24 protein-coding genes are annotated in these 22,900 nt (G+C 69.8%); 13 read left to right on the top strand and 11 right to left on the bottom strand.

What is annotated here, in order from left to right; all coding sequences use genetic code 11:
• Positions 1-10 precede the first annotated feature (10 nt).
• From LQ222_RS09890 to LQ222_RS09870, 5 genes are read right to left on the bottom strand one after another with little or no spacing between them, the layout of a single operon-like run.
• Positions 11-982: an ABC transporter ATP-binding protein gene (locus LQ222_RS09890; protein ID WP_230166131.1), complete on the bottom strand. Its 972-nt coding sequence runs from the start codon at positions 980-982 to the stop codon at positions 11-13.
• Positions 975-1,931, bottom strand: a complete 957-nt coding sequence (locus tag LQ222_RS09885; RefSeq protein WP_230166130.1) for an ABC transporter ATP-binding protein — start codon at positions 1,929-1,931, stop codon at positions 975-977. The genes LQ222_RS09890 and LQ222_RS09885 overlap by 8 nt, the downstream gene beginning before the upstream one ends.
• Positions 1,928-2,770 (bottom strand): ABC transporter permease, encoded by an 843-nt coding sequence (locus LQ222_RS09880; protein WP_230166129.1) that lies wholly within the window; start codon positions 2,768-2,770, stop codon positions 1,928-1,930. Before LQ222_RS09880 ends, LQ222_RS09885 begins: the two co-directional genes overlap by 4 nt.
• Positions 2,767-3,780: an ABC transporter permease gene (locus LQ222_RS09875; protein ID WP_230166128.1), complete on the bottom strand. Its 1,014-nt coding sequence runs from the start codon at positions 3,778-3,780 to the stop codon at positions 2,767-2,769. Before LQ222_RS09875 ends, LQ222_RS09880 begins: the two co-directional genes overlap by 4 nt.
• Complete coding sequence (locus LQ222_RS09870) at positions 3,781-5,373, bottom strand: ABC transporter substrate-binding protein (protein WP_230166127.1); 1,593 nt, start codon at positions 5,371-5,373, stop codon at positions 3,781-3,783.
• A 201-nt stretch (positions 5,374-5,574) separates the two neighbouring features.
• On the opposite strand from LQ222_RS09870, the gene LQ222_RS09865 reads away from it, so the two are divergent.
• Positions 5,575-6,582 carry a YihY/virulence factor BrkB family protein gene (locus LQ222_RS09865; protein WP_230166125.1) on the top strand — a complete coding sequence of 336 codons (1,008 nt, stop codon included), beginning with the start codon at positions 5,575-5,577 and terminating at the stop codon, positions 6,580-6,582.
• A gap of 17 nt (positions 6,583-6,599) precedes the next feature.
• On the opposite strand, the gene LQ222_RS09860 is transcribed toward LQ222_RS09865, so the two are convergent.
• Together LQ222_RS09860 and LQ222_RS09855 are read right to left on the bottom strand one after the other, a co-directional pair.
• Positions 6,600-7,274 carry a GntR family transcriptional regulator gene (locus tag LQ222_RS09860; RefSeq protein ID WP_230166124.1) on the bottom strand — a complete coding sequence of 225 codons (675 nt, stop codon included), beginning with the start codon at positions 7,272-7,274 and terminating at the stop codon, positions 6,600-6,602.
• Positions 7,271-8,020, bottom strand: coding sequence for a GntR family transcriptional regulator (locus tag LQ222_RS09855; RefSeq protein WP_230166122.1), 750 nt, complete (start codon positions 8,018-8,020; stop codon positions 7,271-7,273). Before LQ222_RS09855 ends, LQ222_RS09860 begins: the two co-directional genes overlap by 4 nt.
• A gap of 169 nt (positions 8,021-8,189) precedes the next feature.
• On the opposite strand from LQ222_RS09855, the gene dctP reads away from it, so the two are divergent.
• The 5 genes from dctP to LQ222_RS09830 all read left to right on the top strand — a co-directional run bounded on the left by dctP (position 8,190) and on the right by LQ222_RS09830 (position 12,441).
• Entirely contained in the window at positions 8,190-9,176 is a 987-nt protein-coding gene (dctP, locus tag LQ222_RS09850; RefSeq protein WP_230166120.1) for a TRAP transporter substrate-binding protein DctP, read from the top strand.
• Between the two features lie 4 nt (positions 9,177-9,180).
• A complete protein-coding gene (locus LQ222_RS09845; protein WP_230166118.1) occupies positions 9,181-9,663 on the top strand; it encodes a TRAP transporter small permease in 483 nt (160 codons plus the stop codon).
• Positions 9,660-10,961: a TRAP transporter large permease gene (locus tag LQ222_RS09840; RefSeq protein ID WP_230166117.1), complete on the top strand. Its 1,302-nt coding sequence runs from the start codon at positions 9,660-9,662 to the stop codon at positions 10,959-10,961. The genes LQ222_RS09845 and LQ222_RS09840 overlap by 4 nt, the downstream gene beginning before the upstream one ends.
• Positions 10,962-10,984: 23 nt before the next feature.
• Positions 10,985-11,422 carry a type II 3-dehydroquinate dehydratase gene (locus LQ222_RS09835; protein ID WP_230166116.1) on the top strand — a complete coding sequence of 146 codons (438 nt, stop codon included), beginning with the start codon at positions 10,985-10,987 and terminating at the stop codon, positions 11,420-11,422.
• A gap of 74 nt (positions 11,423-11,496) precedes the next feature.
• Positions 11,497-12,441, top strand: a complete 945-nt coding sequence (locus LQ222_RS09830; protein WP_230166115.1) for a nitronate monooxygenase family protein — start codon at positions 11,497-11,499, stop codon at positions 12,439-12,441.
• A gap of 11 nt (positions 12,442-12,452) precedes the next feature.
• On the opposite strand, the gene LQ222_RS09825 is transcribed toward LQ222_RS09830, so the two are convergent.
• Genes LQ222_RS09825 through LQ222_RS09810 form a run of 4 tightly spaced genes read right to left on the bottom strand, consistent with a single transcriptional unit; the run spans position 12,453 to position 16,282 of the window.
• Positions 12,453-12,950 (bottom strand): MarR family winged helix-turn-helix transcriptional regulator, encoded by a 498-nt coding sequence (locus LQ222_RS09825; protein ID WP_230166114.1) that lies wholly within the window; start codon positions 12,948-12,950, stop codon positions 12,453-12,455.
• Entirely contained in the window at positions 12,947-13,909 is a 963-nt protein-coding gene (locus LQ222_RS09820; protein ID WP_230166113.1) for a tripartite tricarboxylate transporter substrate binding protein, read from the bottom strand. The genes LQ222_RS09825 and LQ222_RS09820 overlap by 4 nt, the downstream gene beginning before the upstream one ends.
• A 13-nt stretch (positions 13,910-13,922) precedes the next feature.
• Complete coding sequence (locus LQ222_RS09815; RefSeq protein WP_230166112.1) at positions 13,923-15,113, bottom strand: CaiB/BaiF CoA-transferase family protein; 1,191 nt, start codon at positions 15,111-15,113, stop codon at positions 13,923-13,925.
• Between the two features lie 2 nt (positions 15,114-15,115).
• Positions 15,116-16,282, bottom strand: a complete 1,167-nt coding sequence (locus LQ222_RS09810) for an acyl-CoA dehydrogenase family protein (RefSeq protein ID WP_230166110.1) — start codon at positions 16,280-16,282, stop codon at positions 15,116-15,118.
• An 84-nt stretch (positions 16,283-16,366) separates the two neighbouring features.
• On the opposite strand from LQ222_RS09810, the gene LQ222_RS09805 reads away from it, so the two are divergent.
• The 7 genes from LQ222_RS09805 to LQ222_RS09775 are packed head-to-tail and all read left to right on the top strand — an operon-like array spanning position 16,367 to position 22,875.
• A complete protein-coding gene (locus tag LQ222_RS09805; protein ID WP_230166108.1) occupies positions 16,367-17,524 on the top strand; it encodes an acyl-CoA dehydrogenase family protein in 1,158 nt (385 codons plus the stop codon).
• Positions 17,525-17,549: 25 nt separating this feature from the next.
• Positions 17,550-18,734, top strand: a complete 1,185-nt coding sequence (locus LQ222_RS09800; RefSeq protein ID WP_230166106.1) for a thiolase C-terminal domain-containing protein — start codon at positions 17,550-17,552, stop codon at positions 18,732-18,734.
• Positions 18,731-19,165 (top strand): Zn-ribbon domain-containing OB-fold protein, encoded by a 435-nt coding sequence (locus tag LQ222_RS09795; protein WP_230166104.1) that lies wholly within the window; start codon positions 18,731-18,733, stop codon positions 19,163-19,165. Before LQ222_RS09800 ends, LQ222_RS09795 begins: the two co-directional genes overlap by 4 nt.
• 5 nt (positions 19,166-19,170) lie before the next feature.
• Positions 19,171-19,623, top strand: coding sequence for a MaoC family dehydratase (locus LQ222_RS09790; RefSeq protein ID WP_230166103.1), 453 nt, complete (start codon positions 19,171-19,173; stop codon positions 19,621-19,623).
• Entirely contained in the window at positions 19,620-20,495 is an 876-nt protein-coding gene (locus LQ222_RS09785; protein WP_230166102.1) for a CoA ester lyase, read from the top strand. The genes LQ222_RS09790 and LQ222_RS09785 overlap by 4 nt, the downstream gene beginning before the upstream one ends.
• 14 nt (positions 20,496-20,509) lie before the next feature.
• Complete coding sequence (locus LQ222_RS09780; protein ID WP_230166101.1) at positions 20,510-21,373, top strand: MaoC/PaaZ C-terminal domain-containing protein; 864 nt, start codon at positions 20,510-20,512, stop codon at positions 21,371-21,373.
• A complete protein-coding gene (locus tag LQ222_RS09775) occupies positions 21,370-22,875 on the top strand; it encodes an acyl-CoA synthetase (protein WP_230166100.1) in 1,506 nt (501 codons plus the stop codon). Before LQ222_RS09780 ends, LQ222_RS09775 begins: the two co-directional genes overlap by 4 nt.
• Positions 22,876-22,900 lie beyond the last annotated feature (25 nt).

Here is a 22,900-nt window from a genome sequence, read left to right as displayed (position 1 = left end):
CGGCGGGCCTTCATGCGGCATCGAGGTCGCGCCAGCGCAGGCAGGCGACGGCATGGTCGGCGCCGGCCTCCTCCAGCACGGGGTCGCGCTGGGCGCAGCCTGCCGCCGCCGCCGCGCAGCGGGGGTGGAAGCGGCAGCCGGGCGGGACGGCGCGCAGGCTGGGCGGATCGCCCGGCAGGGACGGACCGCTCTCGCGCCCATCGAGATGCGGCGCGGCGGCGATCAGGGCGCGCGTGTAGGGGTGGCGCGGTTCGGCGAACAGCGTCGCCGCGCTGCCGTGTTCCACGACGCGTCCAAGATACATCACCGCGACACGGTCGCAGACGCGCCGCACCACGGACAGGTCGTGCGAGATGAACACATAGGTCAGCCCGAAGCGCGTGCGCAGGTCGCGCAGCAGCCGCAGCACCGCGGCCTGCACCGACAGGTCGAGACCCGCCGTGGGCTCGTCCAGGATCACCACCTTGGGCCGCAGCAGCAGGATGCGCGCGAGCCCGATGCGTCGTTGCTGGCCGCCGGAGAGTTCGTGCGGATAGCGGTCCGCCATGGCTGCATCGAGGCCGACGGCGGCAAGTGTCTCGGCGATGCGCGCGCGTTGTTCGGCGCGGTCGGTGAGGCCATGGATGGCGAGGCCTTCGGCCAGCGTCGCGCCGACGCGCCACCAGGGGTCGAGCGCCGCGCCGGGATCCTGGTGGACATACTGCACCGCGTCCCGCACGCGGCGCGCCGCACGCGGGTGGAGGCCCGAGACGGCGCGGCCTTCGAGGCGGATCTCGCCCGCGGATTCGCGCTGCAGGCCGAGCAGGGCGCGCGCGAGCGTGGTCTTGCCGCAGCCGCTCTCGCCGACGATGCCGAAGGTCTCGCCTTCCGCGACCGAGATGTCGACCCCGTCCACCGCGCGCACGCCGGCCCGCCGGCGCAGCAACCCGCGTCCTGCGCCGAGTTCCACGACAAGATCCGTGGCGCCGAGGATCTCAGGCAAGGGCGACCTCGTGCCACGGACACGCCACCCCACGCCCTGCGCCGAGCGCCACCATCGGCGGCGCCTGTGCCGCGCAGCCGGGCTGGACGATCGGGCAGCGGGGATGGAACCGGCACCCTTGCGGCTGCGCTGTCGCAGCCGGCACGGTACCCGGTATGCCGGCGAGATCCGTCGCCCGGTCCGGATGGCAGGCCAGCAGCATGCGCGTATAGGGATGCCGCGGCGCATCGAGCACGGCACGCGTCGGCCCCGCCTCCGCCACCCGCCCCGCATAGAGCACGGCAACATCCGCGCAGATCGCGGCGAGCACGCCGAAATCATGCGTGACGAAAAGCAGCGACAGCCCGCGATCCGCCACCAGTGCGCGCAGCAGCGCCAGGATCTCCCGCTGCGTCGTGACATCCAGCGCGGTGGTGGGTTCGTCCGCCACGACCAGCGCGGGATCGCAGGACAGTGCCGCGGCGATCAGCAGCCGCTGGCGTTGCCCGCCCGAGAACTGGTGCGGGTATTTCCGCAGCGCGCCCTCGGGGTCCGGCAATTGCACGGCGCGGAACAGCTCGATGAGCCGGTCGCGGTGGTCCCGGCGCGAACCCGGAGCGTGCCGGCGCATGATCTCGAGGATCTGGTCACCGGCGCGGAACACCGGGTTGAGCGAGAGGTAGGGATCCTGCGGTACGAAGCCGATCCGGCCGCGCGCGGAGGCCCCGTCGTCCGACAGGATGTCCCGGCCCTCGAACAGGATCGCTCCGCTGGGTGTCTCGGCACCGCGCGGCAGGATGCCGAGGATGGCGCGCAGCAGCGTGGACTTGCCGCAGCCGCTCTCGCCCACCACGCCGAGCGTGCCGCCGCGCGGGACGGTCAGCGCCACATCGTCGAGGATCCGCGCAAGGCCGCCCTCGCCGCGCAGATGCACGGCGAGACCGTCGACCTGCAGGACAGGCGTGCTCATCGGCGCGATCGCCGCAGGCGGGGATCGGCCGCGTCGCGCAGCCCATCGCCCAGCAGGTTGAAGCCCAGCACCAGCAGCAGGATCGCCAGGCCCGGGAAGGTCGGGAACCACCAGGCCTCGGGCAGGTGTTGCCGCGCCTCGGACACCGCAAGGCCCCAATCGGGCGACGGCGGCGCGGCGCCGACGCCGAGGAACCCCAGGATCGCCGCGGTCAGGATGGTGAAGCCCATGCCAATGGTGGCGCGCACCAGCACCGCCGGCGCGGCATTGGGCAGCACGTGCAGCAGCAGGATGCGCGTGGGGCTTGCGCCGATGCCGGCCAGCGCATCGACGAACAGCGCGCTGCGCAGGCGGCGCGTCTCGGCGAAGACCGTGCGCGCGAAGAACGGCCAATAGGTCAGCGCGAGCGCGACCATCGCCGCGCCGATGCCCGGCGCGATCAGCTGGCCCAGCGCCAGCGCCAGGATCAGTTGCGGCACGGCAAGGAAGACATCCGTCACGCGCATCAGCGTCTCGGACAGCCAGCCCTCGCGCCAGCCGGCCGCGAGGCCGATCGGCACGCCGATCGCCATCGCTGCCACCACCACCGCGACCGCCACCAGCAGCGCATTGCGCGTGCCGAGGATGACGCGCGAGAGGATGTCGCGGCCGAGATTGTCGGTGCCGAACGGGAACTCCGCCGATGGCGGCCGCAGCCGCTGCATGATGTGGCTCTCGAAGGCGTCGTCCGGGTAGGGCGCGATCCACGGCGCGAAGATCGCGACCACCAGCGCGAACAGCACGATCAGCCCGCCGAAGGCGGCGACGCGGTCGCGCAGCAGCAGGCGCAGCGCCGTCAACGCCCTTCCTCCGCCACGCGCGGGTCGATCACCACCTGCGCCACGTCCACCAGCACGTTCACCACGGCATAGACCACGCCGACCACCAGCGTGACCGCCAGCAGCGCCTTGTAGTCGGCGGACAGGATCGCCTGCACGGCGTAGGTGCCAAGGCCCGGCCAGTCGAAGATCGCCTCGACCGCCACCGCGCCTGAGATCAGCGCGCCGAACAGCAGGCCGACCTGCGTGACCACCAGCGTCACGGCATTGCGCAGCACGTAGATCGCGGCAAGCCGCACGCGGCCATAGCCGGCGGCGCGGGCATAGAGGACGAAGTCCTTCTGCAGGGTCTCAAGTACGCCCGAACGCGTGAAGCGCGCGATGGTGGCAAGCCCCGGCAGGCTGAGCGTGATGGCCGGCAGGACCAGGTGGCGGCAGCCATCGAGAAAGATGTCGAACCGGCCGGCGACGAGGCTGTCGACCAGCACGAAGCCGGTGACGCGCGGCGGCATGCCGAGCGCGACATCGACGCGCCCGCGCAGCGGCAGGATGTCGAGCTCCATCGAGAAGACCAGTTGCAGCATGATGGCCAGCCAGAAGGAGGCGATGGCCAGCCCACCGACCGACAGCACGCGCACCAGATTGTCGACCACGCCGTTGTGGTGCAGCGCCGCCACGAGCCCAAGCGGAATGCCGAGCACCGTGGCGATGAACAGCGCGGCGAAGGTGAGTTCCAGCGTGGCCGGCAGGCGCTGGAGGATCTCCTCCGCCACCGGCCGCCCCGAGAAGACGCTGCGGCCAAAATCCCCTGTCAGCACCTGGCGCAGATGGATCACCGCCTGCTCCAGGATCGGCCGGTCGAGCCCGTATTGCGCGCGGATCTCGGCGATCAGCGCAGGGGTGGCGGCATCGCCCGCCAATGTCGCGGCGGGATCGGCCGGCACCACGCGCGACAGCACGAAAGTCAGCACCACCAGGCCCAGCAGCGCCGGCAGCGCCAGCAGCAGCCGTTTCAGGATGTAGCGCGCCACTCAGTTGGCCAGCGACATCAGCCGCAGTTCACCGCCCGAGCCGACGGGTGAGAAGGTGTAGCCCTCGACCCGGCGCGCAAGGCCGCGCAGGTTCAGCGTGTTGTAGACCCAGATATCCGGGCTGTCGGCGACCACCTGGCGCGTCGCCGCCTGGTACAAACGCTCACGCTCCGCACGATCGAGGCTGGCGCGGGCACGGCGCAGCAGGCTGTCCACCTCGCCGTTCGTATACCAGGCGCTGGCCTTCCAGGTGCCGTGGAACTGGCTGTCGTACATCTGGCCGATCCAGTTCTCAGGATCAACGAAGTACGTCGAAACCCAGTGCACCCACATGTCGGGCGTGGTCTGCGGCTGGCCGGTGGCGCCGGTGATGCCGGCCCAGGTGTTCGGCACGATCCGCAGATTGATGCCGACGCGGCGCAGGTCGGCCTGGAACATCTGCGCGGCCTGCACCGTCTGTTCCAGCTCGTTCTGGACGTGGATTTCGATTTCGCGCCCGATCGGCGCACCGGCCGCGCGGGCGCGGTCGCAGTGCTGGCGCGCCAGGTTCAGGTCGAAGGCATAGGGCACGAGGTCCGGCGGATTGCCCCAGAGGTTGTTCGGGTTCGGCCCGCCATTGCGCACCACCAGCCCCTTCAGGATCACGTCGTTGAAGCCCTGGTAGTTGAAGGCATGGGCGAAGCACAGCCGAGCGTCGCGGTTGTCGAAGGGTGGCTTGCGGTTGTTCATGCGGATGATGAAGACGCGCATGCTTTCGTCTCGCGCGACGCGCGTGCGGGCGTTGCGGTCCACGCGCTCCACCTGGTCGGTCGGCAGGTAGGAATCGGTCGCGTCGATCTCGCCGCGCAGCAGCGCGAGCACGCGGGTGGAGGTCTCCATCACCGGCCGTGCGCGGACCGTGTCGATCGGCCGCTGGTTGTGCGCCCAGCCCATGAAGTGCTGCGGGAAGCGCGCCAGGTCCAGCGAGACCCGCGCCTGGTAGCTCGCGGGATCCACCCGATAGGCACCCGACCCCGCGCCGTTCACCGCAAGCCAGGCCGCGCCCCAGTCGTTGTTCGCGACATGCGGCGCGATGGCGCGCTGGTTCACGATCGCGACCAGCGGGATCGCCGAGAGGAACGGCGCATAGGGGCTGGACAGCACGAAGCGCACCCTGCGCGGCGCGGGCGCGGTCACGTTCTCCGGCCGCAGCACGGGTGCGAAGGCGGCCGCCGGCGCGCGGTTCATCGCGAGCAGGCGGCGGAAGGAATAGACGACATCCTCCGCCGTCATGGCGCTGCCGTCGTGGAAGGTGATGCCCTCGCGCAGGGTGAAATCCCAGGTCAGGCCGTCGGCGCTGGTGGTGTGGCTCGCCGCAAGCCAGGGCACGAGCTGCGGTGGGTTCGCCTGGTAGCGGTACAGCCCGTCATACACATTGAGCAGCACGAACTGGCTCGGCACATCGAAGATGGCGTGCGGATCGAGCGTCGCGGGCAGGGTATCGCCCCAGACCAGCGGGCGCTGCTGCGCCGCGGCCGGAAGAGGCCCCGCGAACACCGGCAGGGTGGCGACGGCAGCGGCGAGAAAGGCGGCGCGCAGGCGGCGAAAACCCATGGCGGTTCTCCCTGGAACGGATGACGTTGTCGCATCTGAGACCGCCGGGCACCGGGCAGGCAAGCCCCGCTCATCGCGAATCGCGCCATGGCGCGCCTGGCCGATGCCCAAGGCCACGGCAGAATGCCAAGGCGTGCCCCGAAGGCGCGCAACCCTGGGTCCCGCCCTGCGTTGCGGGATCAGGACAACAGGCATGGATCGATGACACTGGGGCGCCTCAAGGCCGTGCTCGTGGACATGGCGCGTGGCTTCATCGCCGACGAATGCCTCAGTCGCGCGGCGTCCATCGCCTACTTCACGCTGTTCTCGCTGTCGCCGCTGCTGGTGGTGGCGATCGCCATCGCCGGCGCCGCCTTCGGCGAGGAAGCGGTGCGCGGCGCCGTGCAGGAGCAGCTGCGCGGCCTGCTTGGCACCGAGGCCGCTGGCGCCGTCGAGGCCGCGATCCGCGGCGCCGGCGATGTCGGGTCGGGGCTGGTGGCGGGCGCGATGGGCGTGGGGCTGCTGCTGCTGACGGCCAGCGGCACCTTCGGCGAGATCCAGTCCGCGCTCAACGCCATCTGGAAGACCGAGGTGCCGCCGCACGGCACCCTGTCGCGCCTTATCCGCGCCAAGGCCGCGGCGATCGGGCTGGTTGCGGCGACCGGGTTCCTGCTGCTGACCTCCCTGGTGGCGAGTGCCGCGATCGCCGTGATCGGAACGTGGATGACCACGCGCCTGCCGGGCGGCGCGCTGTTGCTGGAGATCGCCAATGCGACGATCTCGCTCACGCTGCTGTCGCTGCTGTTCGCGGCGATCTACAAGCTGCTGCCCGATCGCCGCATCGCCTGGCGCGATGTCGTGGTCGGCGCGCTGGTGACCGCGACGCTGTTCACGCTCGGCAAGTCGGCGATCGGGCTGTACATCGGCGGCGCCGGTGTCGCCAGCAGCTTCGGCGCCGCGGGATCGCTCGCGGCGGTGCTGGTGTGGATCTACTATTCGTCGATCATCTTCCTGCTCGGCGCGGAGTTCACCCGGGCCTGGGCCAGCCGCGAGGGGTCGCGGCAGGCCAGCCCGGTCGCGGCCAAGCCCACGGAGGTCGCGCCACACCGCGTGGTCGCCGCGCCGCATCCGGCACCGGCGCCGACCCATGGGCAGTCCATGCTGGCGGCCTCGGCGGCGTTGCTGGCCGTTGCCATCGCGATCCGGCAGGTGTGGCGCCTGCGCGGCTGAGCCGTGCGGCGGTCAGTTCACACCGCCCCGCTCGCGAGCGCATGGTCGACGCCGCCCAGGATATGCGCCGCCAGGATCTCCCGCGCGCGCGCCGCGTCGCGGCGGATCGCGCAGTCGCGCAGCGCCGCGTGCTCCTCGACGGCGATCGCGCCACGGAAGCCGAGCGCGAGGTTCTGGTAGCGCAGGTAGCGGTCGAAGACCGTCGCATGCGTCGCCATCAACGTGCGCGACCCGCAGGCGGCAATGAGCGCGCGATGGAATTCGGAATCGAAGCGGCGCCATGCGTCGATGGCACCCGCGTCGCCATCGCCCAGGCGCTGCTCCATCTGCGACAGCTTGTGATGCGCGGCGGCCACGCGCCCTTCCCATTCCATGTCGCCGGCGCGGAAGGCGTGGTCCAGCGCGTGCCCTTCCAGCAGCAGGCGCAGGCCCGCCAGTTCGCGCAATTCGCGTGCCGAGAATCGCGCGACCTCGAAGCCGCGCTGGCCTTCCGCGACCACCAGGCGCTCCGCAATCAGCCGGCTGAGGCTCTCGCGCAGCGTGCCGACCGCGACGCCGTAGGCATCCCGCAGGCCCTCCAGCTTCAGCTTCTGGCCGGGGGCCAGGGTGCCGCGCAGGATGTCGGCGCGGATCAGCCGCCATGCGCGCTCGCTGGCGGCCTCGCCATCGGCGAGTATCGACGCTGCCGTCACCGGGCGCGCCGTGCGGGCTGTGCAGGGTCCGGCGACGGGCGCGCCGGCCGTGCTCCGGCCAGGAACGGCGCCAGCGCGCTGCCACGCACCACGTGGTCGACGCAGCCTTCGACATGGGCGTGCAGGATGCGGCAGGCGCGCACGCCATCGCGTGCCAGAGCGCTTGCCAGCAACGCCGCGTGCTGCTCGGCAGCAACCGCGCCACGGAACACCACCGCGACCATCTGGTAGCGCAGGAAGCGGTCATAGGCGGCGGCGTAGGTCTCGAGCAGCGTGCGCGACCCGCAGGCGGCAATCAGCGCGTGGTGGAATTCGCGGTCGTAGTGCTTCCACAGGGATGGATCCGCCGGCGCGCCCGCCAGCAGGCGGCGTTCCAGCACCGCCAGCTTATGATGCGCCGCGACGACCTGGCCTTCCCAGTCCAGGTCGCCGGCGGCGAAGGAGGTCACGATGGCCTCGCATTCCAGCAGCAGGCGCAATTCGGCGACTTCGCGGAAATCCTCGGCGGAAACCGGGGCCACGGCGAAGCCGCGCTGGCCCTGGGCCTGCACGAGGCCCTCGGCGGCCAGGCGGTTCAGCGCCTCGCGCAGCGTGCCGATGCTGACGCCGTAGATCGCGCGCAACCCGTCGAGCCCGAGCTTGCGCCCAGGCGCGAGCCGCCCCAGCACGACATCGGCGCGCATGCGGCGATAGGCGGCATCGCCGGCGGTTTCCTCGACACCATGCTCATGCGCCGCGCGCGCCATTTCGCGCCTCCAGCCGGGCTTTCCGGCCGCGGCAGTATCGGCGACCGACGCGGCTGGTCGCAATACCCGGTATTCCTCGAAATCTCCTAGATAATGCGAAACCTCTATTGATCGGATGGCGCGCTGGGCCTAGCGTCCCCTCAACCAAGGTTCAGGGAAGGAAACGCCCATGCGCATGCATTTCGGACGTCGGTCCGTCGTCGCCGCCGCCGCGGTCATGGCTTTGCCGGCGATGCCCGCGCGCGCCCAGGCGCGCCGGCGCATACGCTTCACCGCGGTCTTCTCCGACCAGGACATCCGTGCCGAGGCGATGCGCGGCTTCGCCGCCGACCTGCAGTCGCAGTTCGATGTCGAGCTGCACCTGAACGCGACCCTGTTCCGCCAGGGCACGGAGCTCGTCGCGATCCAGCGCAACAATGTCGAGATGGCGAACCTCGCGCCGCAGGACTTCTCGCGCCAGATCCCGGCCTGGTCGGTGATGGCCTCGGCCTATCTGTTCCGCGACGCCGCGCATATGCGCCAGGTCTTCGCGGGGCCGGTCGGCGCCGAGTTCAATCGGATGGCGCGCGACCAGTTGAACGTGCATGTGCTGGGCCCGCTGTATTTCGGCACGCGCCACGTCAATCTGAAGCCGCGCAAGCGCATCAACACGCCAGCCGACATGGCGGGGATGAAGCTGCGCATGCCGCCGGGCGAGACCTGGCAGTTCCTCGGCGAGGCGCTCGGCGCCAACCCCACGCCCGTGGCCTTCGCCGAGCTGTATACCGCGCTGCAGTCGGGCACGGTGGACGGCCAGGACAACCCGTTGCCGACCAGCCGCACCATGCGTTTCCACGAGGTGACGACGCAGTTCGTCCTGACCAGCCACCTGGTCGCCTACGACCTGCTGTCGATCTCCTCGCGCCTGTGGGACAGCCTGACGCAGCCGCAGCGCGACGCCATCCAGGCCGCGGCGAACAAGGCGATCGACGCCAGCACGCAGCGGCACCTGGCGCAGGAGCAGGAGATGGTCGCCTTCTTCCGCTCCCAGGGTCTCGATGTCTACGAGCCCGACGTCGCGGCCTTCCGTGCCGAGGCGCAGCGGCGCTACCTCGCGTCGACGCAGTCGCAGGCCTGGCCGGCGGGCATCCTCGACCGCATCGCCGCGGTGCGCTGACCGGATGGATCGGGCGCGCCGCCTTCTCGGCTGGGGCCGGCGGCGCGCTGAGGACGTTCTCTCGGCGCTGCTGGTGGCGATGTTCGTCGCCTTCATCCTGCAGATCGTCACGCGCTACGTCCTGAACGCGCCGCTCAGCTGGACGGCGGAGCTGTCGACCTTCGCCTGGCTCTGGGGCGTGCTGTGGGGCGCCGGGCTGGTGCTGCGCGACGACGAGGAGATCCGCTTCGACCTGCTCTACGGCGCCATGCCGGGCGGGGTGCGGCGCGCCTGCGACACCATCACGGCCGTCGCCGTCGTCGCGGTCTTCACCTGGTCGCTGCCGGCGATGGTGGACTACGTCACCTTCATGAAGGTCGAGCGCAGCGCCTATCTAGGCCTGCGCTTCGACGTGGTCTACTCGGTCTGGCTGATCTTCGCCGTCGCCATGATCATCCGGCACGCGGCCATCGCCTGGCGGTCCATCACGGGGCGGGGCATCACGTGAACCTGCACGACCCGTTCACCCTCGCGCTCGGCGCGCTGGTCGGCCTGTCCCTGATGGGATTGCCGATCGGGCTGACCATGATCATGGCGAGCATCATCTACCTGGGCCTGTCCGGACAGGACATGTCGACGGCGGCCGAACAGGTGCTGAACGGCCTGAACGGCAGCTACGTGCTGCTGGCCGTGCCGCTGTTCATCTTCTCGGCCGGGCTGATGAATGCGGGCAGCCTGACCGACCGCCTGCTGCGGTTCTGCAACCTTCTTGTCGGGCGTTTCCGTGGCGGGCTGGGCCACGTGAATGTCGTGCAGAGCGTGATCTTCGCCGGCATGTCCGGGTCCGCCATCGCCGATGCCGCGGGCAGCGGCAAGGTGCAGATCGACATGATGACCAAGGGCGGCGCCTATCCGCCCAGCTACGCGGCCGCGCTGACGGCGGTGACCGCCGTGATCGGCCCGATCATCCCGCCATCCATCCCCATGGTGCTCTATGCGCTGGTCGCGGATGCGTCGATCGGTTTCCTGTTCCTGGCCGGCGTCGTCCCGGGCATCCTGATGGCGGCGGCGCAGATGGGCATCAATTCGTGGATGGCGCATCGCCACGACTTTCCGGTCTCCGAGCGCGTACCGCTGCGCGAATTCCCACGCCTCACGCTGGAGGCACTTCCGGCGCTGCTGATGCCGGTGATCCTGCTGGGCGGCATCTACGGCGGGGTGATGACGCCCACCGAAGCCGCAGCGGTCGCCGCAGCCTATGCCTGGCTGATCGCAGCCGTGTTCTACCGCAGCCTGACGCTGCGCCAGACCTGGACCGCGGTGACGGAAAGCGCGCGCTCCACCGCCGCCATCGGCATGCTGATCGCCGGCGCGCTGGCCTTCAACTACGTCATCACCAGCGAGAACGTGCCCAACACCGTCCGCGGCGTCCTGGCCGGATGGGAGATGTCGCGCTGGGAATTCCTGCTGGTGGTGAACGTGATCCTGCTGGTGCTGGGCTGCCTGCTGGAAGGCAGCACCATCCTGCTGGTGGTCGTGCCGGTACTGGTGCCGACCGCGCAGGCGCTGGGCGTGGACATGGTGCATTTCGGCGTGGTCGTGGTGGTGAACATCATGCTCGGCCTGATCACGCCGCCCTACGGGCTGCTGCTGTTCATCGTGGCGAAGCTGTCGGACACGCCGCTGACGGCCGTGGTGCGCGACACCATCCCGTTCATTGTCGCGATGATCGCCGCGCTCATGCTGATCACCTTCGTGCCGGACCTGGTGCTCTGGCTGCCGCGCCAGATGGGTTACCAGGGCTGAGCCGTCTATCGAGGAACCCCGCCTTGCCCCGCTGCATCCATGTCCTCAACGGCCCGAACCTCAACCGCCTGGGCAGGCGCGAGCCCGAGATCTACGGCCGCACCACGCTCGCCGAGATCGAGGCGATGTGCCGCGCGGAGGCCGGCGGCGACGATGTCGTGTTCCGCCAGTCCAACTACGAAGGCCAGCTGGTGGACTGGATCCACGAGGCGATCGACACCGATGCGGCCGGCATGGTCATCAACCCGGCGGGGCTGACCTTCCGGTCGATCCCGCTGCTCGATGCGCTCAAGATGTTCAGGGCGCCGCTGATCGAACTGCACATCTCGAACATTCATCGGCGCGACGCGATCTATCACCAGTCGCTGGTGTCCACCGTCGCGACCGCCGTGATCGCCGGGCTGGGTGCGCGCGGCTACGCCACGGCGATGCGCGCGCTGCGCGAGCTGATCGACGCATAGCCGGACACCGCGCCGCGCCTCCCGTCGCGGCGCGCCGTCCGGTATGCTGGACCCAGCCACAGGGAGGACACCGCATGCCGATACCCGCGATCTTTCGGGGGCGCCTGTCGGTGCCCGTGGTGGCGGCGCCGCAGTTTCTCGTCTCGGGGCCGGACTACGTGGTGGAGGCCTGCCGCGCGGGCATCGTCGGCACCTTCCCCGCACTGAACCAGCGCACCACGGAAGGCTACGGCGCCTGGCTAGAGCAGATCGCGGAACGCCTGGCTGCGGCGCCTTCGGCCGCGCCGTTCGGCGTGAACCTGATCGTGCATCGTTCCAACGCCAGGCTGCAGGACGACCTGGCGGCAACGGTGCGGCACAGGGTCCCGCTGGTGATCACCTCGCTCGGCATCGTGCCGGAGGTCATCGCCGCCGTGCAGTCCTACGGCGGCCTGGTGTTCCACGACGTCACGAACCTCCGCCACGCGGTGAAGGCGGTGGATGGCGGGGTGGACGGGCTGATCGCGGTCTGCGCTGGCGCCGGCGGCCATGCCGGGCGCCTGAGCCCCTTCGCGCTGCTGCCGGAACTCCGCGCCCTGTTCAGCGGACCGCTGCTGATGGGCGGCGCCATTTCCACCGGACGGCAGGTCGCGGCGGCGCTCATGCTGGGCGCCGACATGGCCTATATGGGCACGCGCTTCATCGCCGCGCGCGAGAGCATGGCGGCGGACGCCCACAAGCAAATGGTGGTGGACGCGACGGCGGCCGACATCGTGTACACGCCGGCGATCAGCGGGGTGCACGCCAATTTCCTGCGCGCCAGCATTGCTGCGGCCGGGCTCGACCCGGACAGGCTGCCCGAGGCCACCGGCGAGCATGTCGGCGACCACGACAAGCGCCCGTGGAAGAACATCTGGTCGGCCGGGCAGGGCGTGGGGTCGATCCATGACACGCCTGGCATGGCGGACCTGGTCGCGCGCCTCCGCGAGGAATACCGCGCGGCACTGCGGGCGGCACCAGCCTTGGTGGATGCCGCGTAGCCACGCGGGCGCTATCCGGCGGCATCCCCGCGCAGGGTTGCGCCCAGCCGGCTCCGGAGCGTGGTGAGGACACGGTCGGTGGCCTCAAGTTCCTCGCGCGACAGGCCCTTGAGCAGCGTCTCGTTCAGCGCCCGCCCGACCGCGATCATGCGTTCGCGCACGCGTTGGCCGCGCGCCGTGACATGCACGCGATTGAGGCGCCGATCCGCTCCATCCGCTCGCCGCGACACCAGCCCCGCGGCTTCAAGCCGCGCGATCATGGATCCTGTCGCGACCTTGCCCAACCCCAGCAGCCGCGCGAGCTCCACCTGCGTCATGCCGCCCGCGGGGTCGTGCCGGGTCAGCTGCGCCAGCGCCCACCACTGCGCATGCGTGACACCATGCGGACGCATCGCCTGGTCGAACACCGCGTGGCGCAGGCGCGCGACATCATGCACCAGGAAGCCGATGCGGAAATCGCTGCCGCCGCGCGAGGCGCTCCGGACGCGCCGATCCGCCGCGGCGCTCATTCGCGCGGCAGGTTGGCGGCTTGGGCGATGCGGCCCCATTGCTCGATCTCGCGGGCCTGGAAACGAACCAGGTCCTCCGGCGTGCCGGTCGAGGACACCAGGCCGAGGCTGAGCGAGAACCGCCGACCTTCGTCGCTGTCGAGCACGGCGCGGATCTCGCGGTTCAGGCGGGCGACCGCGATGTCCGGGCTGCGCGCCGGCAGGAACACGGCCACCCAGGATGCGAAGTCGTAGCCGGGGACACCTGCCTCCTGCAGCGTGGGCACGTCCGGCAGCATCGGGATGCGCTGCGCCGGCGTGACCCCCAGCGCGCGCAGCGTGCCGGCCCGCACATGCTCCCCGGCCGAGGCAAGGTCGCTGACCATGAAGTGCACCCGCCCGGCAAGCAGGTCGGTGACCGCCGCCGGCGTGCCGCGATAGGCGATCCGCTCCGCGCTGATGCCGGTGATGCTGAGGAGCAGCTGCGCCGCCGCCAGGCTGCCGATATTGCCGGTGCCGTAGTTCAGCGACCCACCGCGCGCCTTTGCTTCCGCGACGAACTCCGCGACGTTGCGCGCGGGAAAATCGGACCGAACCATCAGCACCAGCGGCGCGATGCTGGTCAGCGTGACGGGCGCGAAGTCCCGCACCGGGTCGTATCCGGGCTCGCGCATCAGGTGGACGGCCGCCGCATGGGTCGAGTTGGTGGCGAACAGGAAGGCGTGGCCGTCTGGCGTGGCGCGCGCCGCCTGGCGCGCGGCGATGGCCCCGTTGGCGCCGGTCACGTTCTCCACCACAACCGGCTGGCCCAGGCTGCGCGAGAGGCGTTCGCCCACGAAGCGGGCGATGCCATCCGTCGCGCTGCCCGGTGGGAAGGGCACGATGGCGCGCAGCGGGCGCGTGGGGAATGCGTCGCTGCCCTGCGCCCACGCGGATTGCGCCAGGAAGGGCGCGGCCAGAATGAGCCTGCGTGCGATCATTGCCGATTCCTCCTCATGGCGCGCCGAGGGCACCGGCTTGTCGCAGCGCGGCGATCTCGTGCGGTGCAAAGCCATAGCCGGCCAGCGCCTGCTGCGTGTGTTGGCCCAGCATCGGCGGCGGCGCCGCGACAGTTCGTGCCTTGCCGTCGAACTGGATCGGCTGCGCCATCGTCTTCAACGGGCCGAGCTGCGGATGATCGTAGTCCATGACCATGCCGCGCGCGGCCATGTGCGGATGGGCGAGCATGTCGGCAAGCGTGTTCACGGCGGCGCAGGGAATGCCGATGCGCAGGCAGAAGGCCACCCAGTCATCGGCGCTGCGCGCCGAGACGATGGACTGCACCAGCGCGACCGTCTCCGCGAAGCGCGAAACGCGGTCTGCATTGGTGCGGAAGCGCGGGTCTTCGCCGAGTTCCGGCTGGCCGATCCCCGCGGTGAAGCGGCGCCAGAGATTGTCGTTCGCAATGCCGATCAGCACCGGCCGGTCGGCGGCGTCGAAAGCCTGGTAGGGGCAGAGGGATTCATGACCGGAGCCGCACTTCTCCGGCAGCGATCCCTTCTCCCAGAAGATCTGGAAATTGTAGCCCAGCAGCGCCGCCGCGGTTTCGAACAGTGAGACTTCGAGCCGGCAGCCCTGCCCCGTGCGATGGCGTTCCAGCAGCGCGGCGAGGATGCCCGAGAAGGCGTTCATGCCGGTCGACTGGTCGATCGGCGAGAAAGGGCTGCGTGCCGGCCCGCCGCCGCGTTCGCCGGTCATCGCCATGATGCCCGAGAAGGCCTGCAGGATGACGTCGTAGCCCAGCCCGTCCTTGAGCGGCCCCGTGCGCCCGAAGCCCGAGATGGAGCAGTAGACCAGGCGCGGATTGAGCGCGCGCATCTCCTCTGCGCCGATGCCCAGCCGTTCGGCCACGCCGGTGGCGTAGGATTCGATCAGCACGTCGGCCTGGGCGACCATGCGTCGCACGGCGCCGCGCGCGGCTTCGGTCTTGAGATCGAGCGTCAGCGACTTCTTGTTGCGATTGGCGCTGAGGAAGACCGCACCGACCCCGCCGCGGAAGGGTGGCCAGCCGCGCGTGTCGTCGCCGCCGGATGGTGGCTCGACCTTCGTGACATCCGCGCCCAGGTCGCCGAGCCATTGCGCGCAGAGCGGGCCAGCCAGCACCTTCGAGAAATCCAGCACGCGAAGTCCATCGAGCGGCGTCATGGTCAGTAGGATCGCGGCTGGCCGAGCACGCGCTCGGCGATGAACGACAGCACCATCTGCTCCGACACCGGTGCGATGCGGCAGATCAGGGATTCACGCAGCAGGCGCTCGACGACGTATTCCTTGGCATAGCCCATGCCCCCATGGGTCAGCATCGCCTGGAGGCACGCGTTGTGGCCGGCCCGCCCGCCCAGCAGCTTGGCCGCATTCGCCTCGGCCCCGCAGGGCTTGCCGTTGTCGTAGAGCCAGGCCGCCTTCTGGGCCATCAGCCAGGCCGATTCCAACGCCGTCCAGCATTCCGCGAGCGGATGCTGGATCGCCTGGTTCATGCCGATCGGCCGGCCGAACACGCTGCGGTCCTGACCATATCGCGCGGCGCGATCGAGTGCGTCGCGGCCGATCGCGATGGCTTCGGCGGCGACCAGGATGCGTTCGGGATTGAGGCTGTCCAGAATGTACGAAAAACCACGCCCTTCCTCCCCGATGCGATCCGCGTCGGGGATAAAGAGGTCGTCGATGAAGGTCATGTTCGAATCGACCGCCGCGCGACCCATCTTCGGGATGCGCTTGATCTCGACCTTGCTGCGGTCGATGTCGGTGTAGAACAGCGTGATGCCGTCGGTCGGCTTGCGCACCTCCTCCTTCCGGGTGGTGCGTGTCAGCAGCAGGATCTTGTTCGCGACCTGCCCCGTCGAGGTCCACATCTTGCGGCCATTCACGCGGTAGCCGCCAGGCACCTTCGCAGCGAAGGTGGTGATGGAGGTCGTATCCAGCCCGGCATTGGGCTCGGTCACGCCGAAGCAGGCCTGGTCGGTGCCGGCGATCAGCGGCGGGATCCAGCGCGCCTTCTGCTCGGGCGTGCCGTGCACGACGATGGGGTGCGGGCCGAACATGTTGATGTGAATGGACGACGCCGCGGCCATCGCGCCACCATGGCGCGCGACGGTGTGCATCATCAGCGCGGCCTCGGTCACGCCGAGGCCCGCGCCGCCCTGCTCCTCTGGCATGGTGATGCCGAGCCAGCCGCCCTCGGCCATGGCGCGGTGGAACTCGCGGGGAAATCGTGCCTCGTCGTCGCAGGCGCGCCAGTAATCGTCGCCGAAGCTGCGGCAGACCGCGGCGACGCCGTCAACGATCGCCTCCTGCTCGGGCGACAGGCCGAAATCCATGCGGGTCCTCCAGGGCTTCTTGCGCGATGATCGTACGCATGCTTACCATTTGGCAAGCGCAGGAAGAACGATCGAGGAAACGCCATGCTGGAGCGTCCGCGCACGGTGCTGGGGCAGGAGCACGCGATCTTCCGCGCCTCCGTGCGTCGCTTCGTGGAAACCGAGCTGGTGCCCCATGCCATGGCCTGGGAGGAGGCCGGCATCGTGCCGCGCGAGGCCTGGCGGAAGGCGGGCGAGGCCGGGCTGTTGTGCTGCGATGTCGCGCCGGATCATGGCGGGCCTGGCGGTGATTTCGGACACTGCACCGTGGTCACCGAGGAACTGGCCCGCGCCAACCTGTCAGGCCCAGGCTTCGTCGTGCATTCGGACATGGTCGCCACCTACATCGCGAAGTTCGGATCCGACGACCAGAAGCGCCGCTGGCTGCCGGGCATGGTCGATGGCTCGCTCATCGGCGCCATCGCGATGACCGAACCCGACGCGGGCAGCGACCTGAAGGGCATGCGCACGCGGGCCGTGACGGATGGCGACCACTATGTGATCCGCGGGCAGAAGACCTACATCTCGAACGGCCAGAACGCCGACCTCATCGTCACTGCCTGCAAGACGGACACGACGGCCGGCGCGCACGGCGTCAGCCTGATCGTGGTGGAGGCGACGGCGCCCGGATTCCGGCGCGGCCGCAACCTCGCCAAGATCGGCATGAAGGCGCAGGACACGTCGGAGCTTTTCTACGACGACGTGCGTGTTTCCGTGGCCAATCGCCTCGGTGCCGAGGGCCAGGGCTTCGGCATGCTGATGACCAACCTGGCGCGCGAGCGCCTGGTCCAGGCCATCCGCGGTACCGTGCTGGCGGAGGAGGCGATCGGCTGGACCATCGCCCATACCCGCGAGCGCAAGGCCTTCGGGCGCACCATCGCGGATTTCCAGAACACCCGCTTCGTGCTGGCGGAGCTCGCTGCCAAGACCGCTGCCGCGCGGGCGATGACCGACGGGCTGATCGCGCTGCAGATGGACGGCACGCTCGACCCGGTCGAGGCCGGCATGGCGAAGCTGTTCTGTACCGACCTGCAATGCGAGGTGCTCGATCGCTGCCTGCAGCTGTTCGGCGGCACAGGCTACATGGCCGAGACGCCGATCGCGCGCGCCTGGACGGATGCGCGCGTGACGCGCATCGCGGGCGGGGCGGCGGAGCTGATGAAGGAGATCATCGGCCGGCGCCTGTTCCAGGACGCCCGATGACCGATCAACGGAGGACACAGCGCCGATGACCGAGCGCACATTGCGCGGCAAGGTCGCGATCGCCGGCATCGGCGAGACGACTTACTACAAGCATGGGCAGTCGCCCGATGCGGAGTTCAAGCTTGCGTTGCAGGCGATCATCGCCGCCTGTCGCGACGCCGGCATCGACCCGAAGGAGGTCGATGGCTTCGCGTCCTATGGCAATGACCGGTCGGAGGCCGTGCGTCTTGCCGCGGCCCTCGGCATCAAGGAACTGCGCTTCTCCAACATGCATTGGGGCGGCGGCGGTGGCGGCGTGGCGGCCTCGGTCGGCAATGCCGCGGCCGCGGTGCAGTCGGGCATGGCGAACTGCGTCATCGCCTTTCGCTCGCTCGCGCAGGGGCAATTCGCGCGCTACGGGCGCGGCGCGGCGGTGGCGGCGGCGACCGGCGACGATGCCTTCCTGTTTCCCTACGGTCTGATGTCGCCGGCGCAGCGCTTCGCCATGAAGATCACGCGCTTCATGACCGAACATGGCATCCGGCACGAGGCGCTGCGCAGCATCGCCATGGCGTCCTACCATCACGCGCAGAACAACCCGTCGGCGGTGATGTACGGGCGGCCGCTGACGCAGGAGAAATACGACGCGTCGCGCTGGATCGTCGAACCCTTCCATCGCCTGTTCGATTGCTGCCAGGAGAATGACGGCGCAGGCGCCGTGCTGGTGGTGCCGGCCGATCGCGCGAAGGACCTGCCGCACAAGCCGACCTACCTGCTGGGCGTGGCGCAGGGCGGGCATCACCGTAGCGCCGCACCCGTGCATAACGCGCCGGACTATGCCTCCGCCCATTTCCCCACGGTGGCGAAGAACATGTGGGCCATGGCGAAGCTCGGCCCGCAGGATGTCGACGTCGTGCAGGCCTATGAGAACTTCACCGGCGGCGTGCTGCTCTCGTTGGTCGAGCACGGCTTCGTCGATCCGGCCAGGGCCAACGAATTCCTTGTGCTGGAGAACCTGCTCGCACCCACGGGGAGGATGCCGATGAACACCAGCGGCGGGAACCTCGCCGAATGCTACATGCATGGCCTCGAGATGGTGAACGAGGCCGTGCGCCAGCTGCGCGGCACCGCGAACAACCAGGTGCCGGATGCCGAGGTCGTCGCCGTCCTCGGCGGCCCCATGGTGACGCCCGTCAGCAGCCTGGTCCTCGGCACGGAGGCAACCCTGTGAGCACCGTCCTTCCCCCCGGCCTGCCCGCCCCCGCGCAGGAACCCGTCGCCAAGCCGTACTGGGATGGCACGCGTGCCGGCAAGCTGGTGATCCAGCGCTGCAAGGGCTGCGGCGCGCATCAATGGGGCCCGGAATGGGTCTGCCATCGCTGCCATTCCTTCGACCTGGGATGGGAGGAAGTGGCGCCACGCGGCCGCATCTGGTCGTGGCAACGCCCGCACCATCCTGTGCATCCGGCGCTGAACGGCCACGGCCCCTATACGGTCGTGCTGGTGGAGCTCCCGCATGCGGGCAATATCCGCATGGTCGGCAACCTGCTCTGCGCGCCCGACGCGCCGGTCGAGATCGGCGCGGAGGTCGAGGCGGTGTTCGAACCGCATGACGCGGCCGACCCGCCCTATACGCTGGTCCAGTGGCGCGTGAAGGACTGACGACCATGGCAGGTCTGTATTTCGAGGAGTTCGAGGTCGGCCAGGTGTTCCAGCACGCCATCCGCCGTACCATCACCGAGACCGACAATGTCTGGTTCTCCGCCATCACGCACAACCCGGCGGCGCTGCACCTGGACGAGGAGTACGCGAAGGGCACCGAGTTCGGCACGCGCATCGTGAATTCCTGCTTCACGCTGGGGCTGATGGTCGGCATCTCGGTCGGCGACACGACGCTCGGCACCACGGTCGCCAATCTCGGCTGGGACGAAGTGCGTTTTCCGAAGCCGCTGTTCCATGGCGACACCATCCGCGTGGAATCGGAGGTGCTGATGAAGCGCCCCAGCAAGTCCCGCCCCGGCCAGGGCATCGTCGAGTTCATGCACCGCGCCTACAACCAGCACGACGTGCTGGTCGGCCATTGCCGTCGCCAGGCGCTGATGCTGGGCCGGCCGGCATGATCCGGTCCTGGCTGTTCGTCCCGGCGGACAGCGAACGCAAGCTCGTCAAGGGTGGCGAGAGCGGTGCCGATGCGCTGATCCTCGACCTTGAGGATTCCGTCGCGGCGTCGCGCCGCCCCGTCGCGCGCGGCATGGTCGTGGACTACCTGACGGCGCACACATCGCGGCGGCCGCAGCTGTGGGTGCGCATCAACCCCCTCGACACCGAGGGCCTGACCGACGCCGCGGCCGTGGTGCGCGCCGCGCCTGACGGCCTCGTGGTGCCGAAGGTCAATGGACCGGATGATCTGCTTCGTCTGTCGCATTGGCTCGATGCGCTGGAGGCGCGCGATGGCCTGCCGGCCGGCAACATCAAGCTGCTTGCCGTGGCAACCGAGACCGCGGCCGCGGTGCTGCGCCTGTCGGACTACGCACGCGTCGCCGTCCCGCGGCTGGCTGCGCTGACCTGGGGTGCGGAGGATCTGCCGGCCGACATCGGCGCGAGCACCAACCAGGATGCGGCGGGCGGCTATGCCTTGACCTACCGCTTCGCGCGCTCCGCATGTCTGCTCGCAGCGGTCGCCGCGAAGGTGCAGCCGATCGACACGCTGGAGGTGGATTTCCGCGACGAGGCCGCGCTGCACGCCGCCTGCGCCGATGGGCGCCGACAGGGCTTCACCGGCAAGATCGCCATCCACCCGGCGCAGGTCGCCGCGATCAATGCAGGGTTCCGCCCAACGGCGGAGGAAGTCGCGCATGCGCGGCGCATTGTCGCCGCCTTCGACGCCGCGCCGGGCATCGGCACGGTCGGGCTCGGCGGCAAGATGATCGACATGCCGCATCTGCGCCAGGCGCAGCGCGTGCTCGCCGCCGATGCGGCGTTCCAGGACTGACCGGAGAACGACGCATGGCCATCGTCTACGACACGCTGAAGAACCGGACGTTCGCGGACATCGAGGCGAGCTACGGCGTCAAGGACACGATGCTCTATGCGCTCGGCCTCGGGCTCGGCCAGGACCCGATGGATCCGAAGCAGCTGCGCCACGTCTACGAGGAAGACCTCGTCACGCTGCCGACGATGGGCGTGGTGCTGGCGACGCCGGGCTTCTGGGTCAAGGAACCGGATACCGGGGTGGATTGGCCGAAGGTGCTGCACGGCGAACAGGGGCTGACCATCCATCGGCCGCTGCCACCGAAGGGTCGCGTCGTCAGCAGGTTCCACATCGACGAGATCATCGACAAGGGCGCCGGCAAGGGCGCGCTGATGTACACCACGCGCGAATTGCGCGACGCCGCGACCAACGAAGCGCTGTGCAGCATCACCAGCACCTCCTTCCTGCGCGGCGATGGCGGCTTCGGCGGGCCGTCGGGACCGATCCGGCAGCCGCATCCGGTGCCGAAAGGCACGCCGGATGCTTCCTTCGACTGGGCGGTGGGCCGCCATGCGGCGCTGCTCTATCGCCTGAACGGCGACTACAACCCGGTCCATGCGGACCCGAAGGCCGCGGCGCAGGGCGGCTTCGCGCAACCCATCCTGCATGGGCTGTGCTCCTACGGCGTTGCCGGCTGGGCAGTGACGAACCTGCTCTGCGATGGCGATGCGACACGCCTGCGCCGCTTCGACCTGCGCTTCACCTCGCCCGTCTATCCAGGCGAGACGCTGCGCACGGAAGTGTGGAAGCAGGGGCCCGGCGTCGCCGCCTTCCGCGTCAGTGTTCCGGCGCGCAACGTCATCGTGCTCAACAACGGGCGGGCGGAATACCTGCCGTGATCATCAGCGGCGACCGCAGCATCACGCAGGACGCGCTGATGGCGCGGGTGCGCCGCGCGGCGACCGGCTTCGCGGCCCTCGGCGTCGGTCCGGGCGACTGCGTCGCGCTGCTGCTGCGCAACGACTTCACATTCCTAGAAGCAAGCCTCGCGGCATCGACGCTCGGCGGCTATGCGGTGCCGATCAACTGGCATTGGAAGCCGGACGAGATCGGCTATCTGCTACGCGACTGCGAGGCCCGCATCGTCGTCGTGCACCAGGACCTCGCGCACCTGCTGTCGGATGCACCGGACGGCCTGGTGATTCTCGTGGTGCCCACCCCGCCCGAATGCGTCGCCGCCTACGGCATGCCCGTCGCGGGCGGCGCCTTGCCGGGCGAGGATTGGAACGCCTTCATCGACCGCCACGCCGAATGGGATGGCCCGCCGCAGCCGGCGCGGGAGAGCATGATCTACACCTCCGGCACCACCGGCCGGCCGAAGGGCGTGCGACGCCAGCCGCCAACGCCCGCGCAGGCTGCCGCCACCGCCCGCAACCGCGCACAGATCTATGGCCTGGTGCCCGGCATCCGCAGCCTGGTGCCCGGGCCGATGTACCACTCCGCGCCGAACGGCTTCGGCTTGCGCGCCGTGCCGCTGTCGGAGGTCCTGGTGCTGATGCCGCGCTTCGACCCCGAGGAACTGCTGGCGCTGATCGAGCGCCATCGCATCACCACCGTCTTCCTCGTGCCGACCATGATGGTGCGCCTGCTGCGGCTCGATGACGAGGTGAAGCGGCGCTACGATCTGTCGTCGCTCCGCCACGTCACCCATGCCGCGGCACCCTGCCCGGCCGAGGTGAAGCAGGCGATGCTCGACTGGTGGGGCCCGGTGATCCATGAATTCTATGGCGCGACGGATCTTGGCGCGCCGACCGCCTGCACGCCGCATCAGTGGCTCGCGAAGCCCGGCACCGTCGGCACCCTGACCGAGGGCGCGACGGTGCGCATCCTCGACGACGCCGGGGTGGAGTGTCCACCCGGCACGCCCGGCGAGATCTTCGCCCGCGTCGACTACATGCCGGACTTCACCTACAACAAGCGCGACGGCGAACGCCGCGCAGTGGAACGCGACGGCCTCATCACCGTCGGCGACGTCGGCTACTTCGACGCGGATGGCTACCTGTTCCTGTGCGACCGCAAGCGCGACATGGTCATCTCCGGCGGCGTCAACATCTACCCCGCCGAGATCGAGGCCGTGATGATCGGCATTCCCGGCGTGCTCGACTGCGCTGTCTTCGGCATCCCGGACCCGGAATTCGGCGAGGCGCTCTGCGCCGCCATCCGCGCCGCGCCCGGCGCCACCGAGGCAGGGATCCGCGAGGCGCTCAAGGTGAAGCTCGCCAACTTCAAGGTGCCGCGCGTCATCGAGTTCCACGACGAATTGCCGCGCGACGATTCCGGCAAGCTGCTCAAGCGCAAGCTGCGCGATCCCCATTGGCAGGGGGCCGGCCGCGCGATCTGACGAAAACCGCGCCGGGAATGCGCGA

The organism is Roseomonas sp. CECT 9278 (genome assembly GCF_918698155.1).
Lineage (GTDB): Bacteria > Pseudomonadota > Alphaproteobacteria > Acetobacterales > Acetobacteraceae > Neoroseomonas.
Note: the sequence above shows the minus strand (reverse complement) of the source record. Positions and strands in the feature narration are given on the sequence as shown.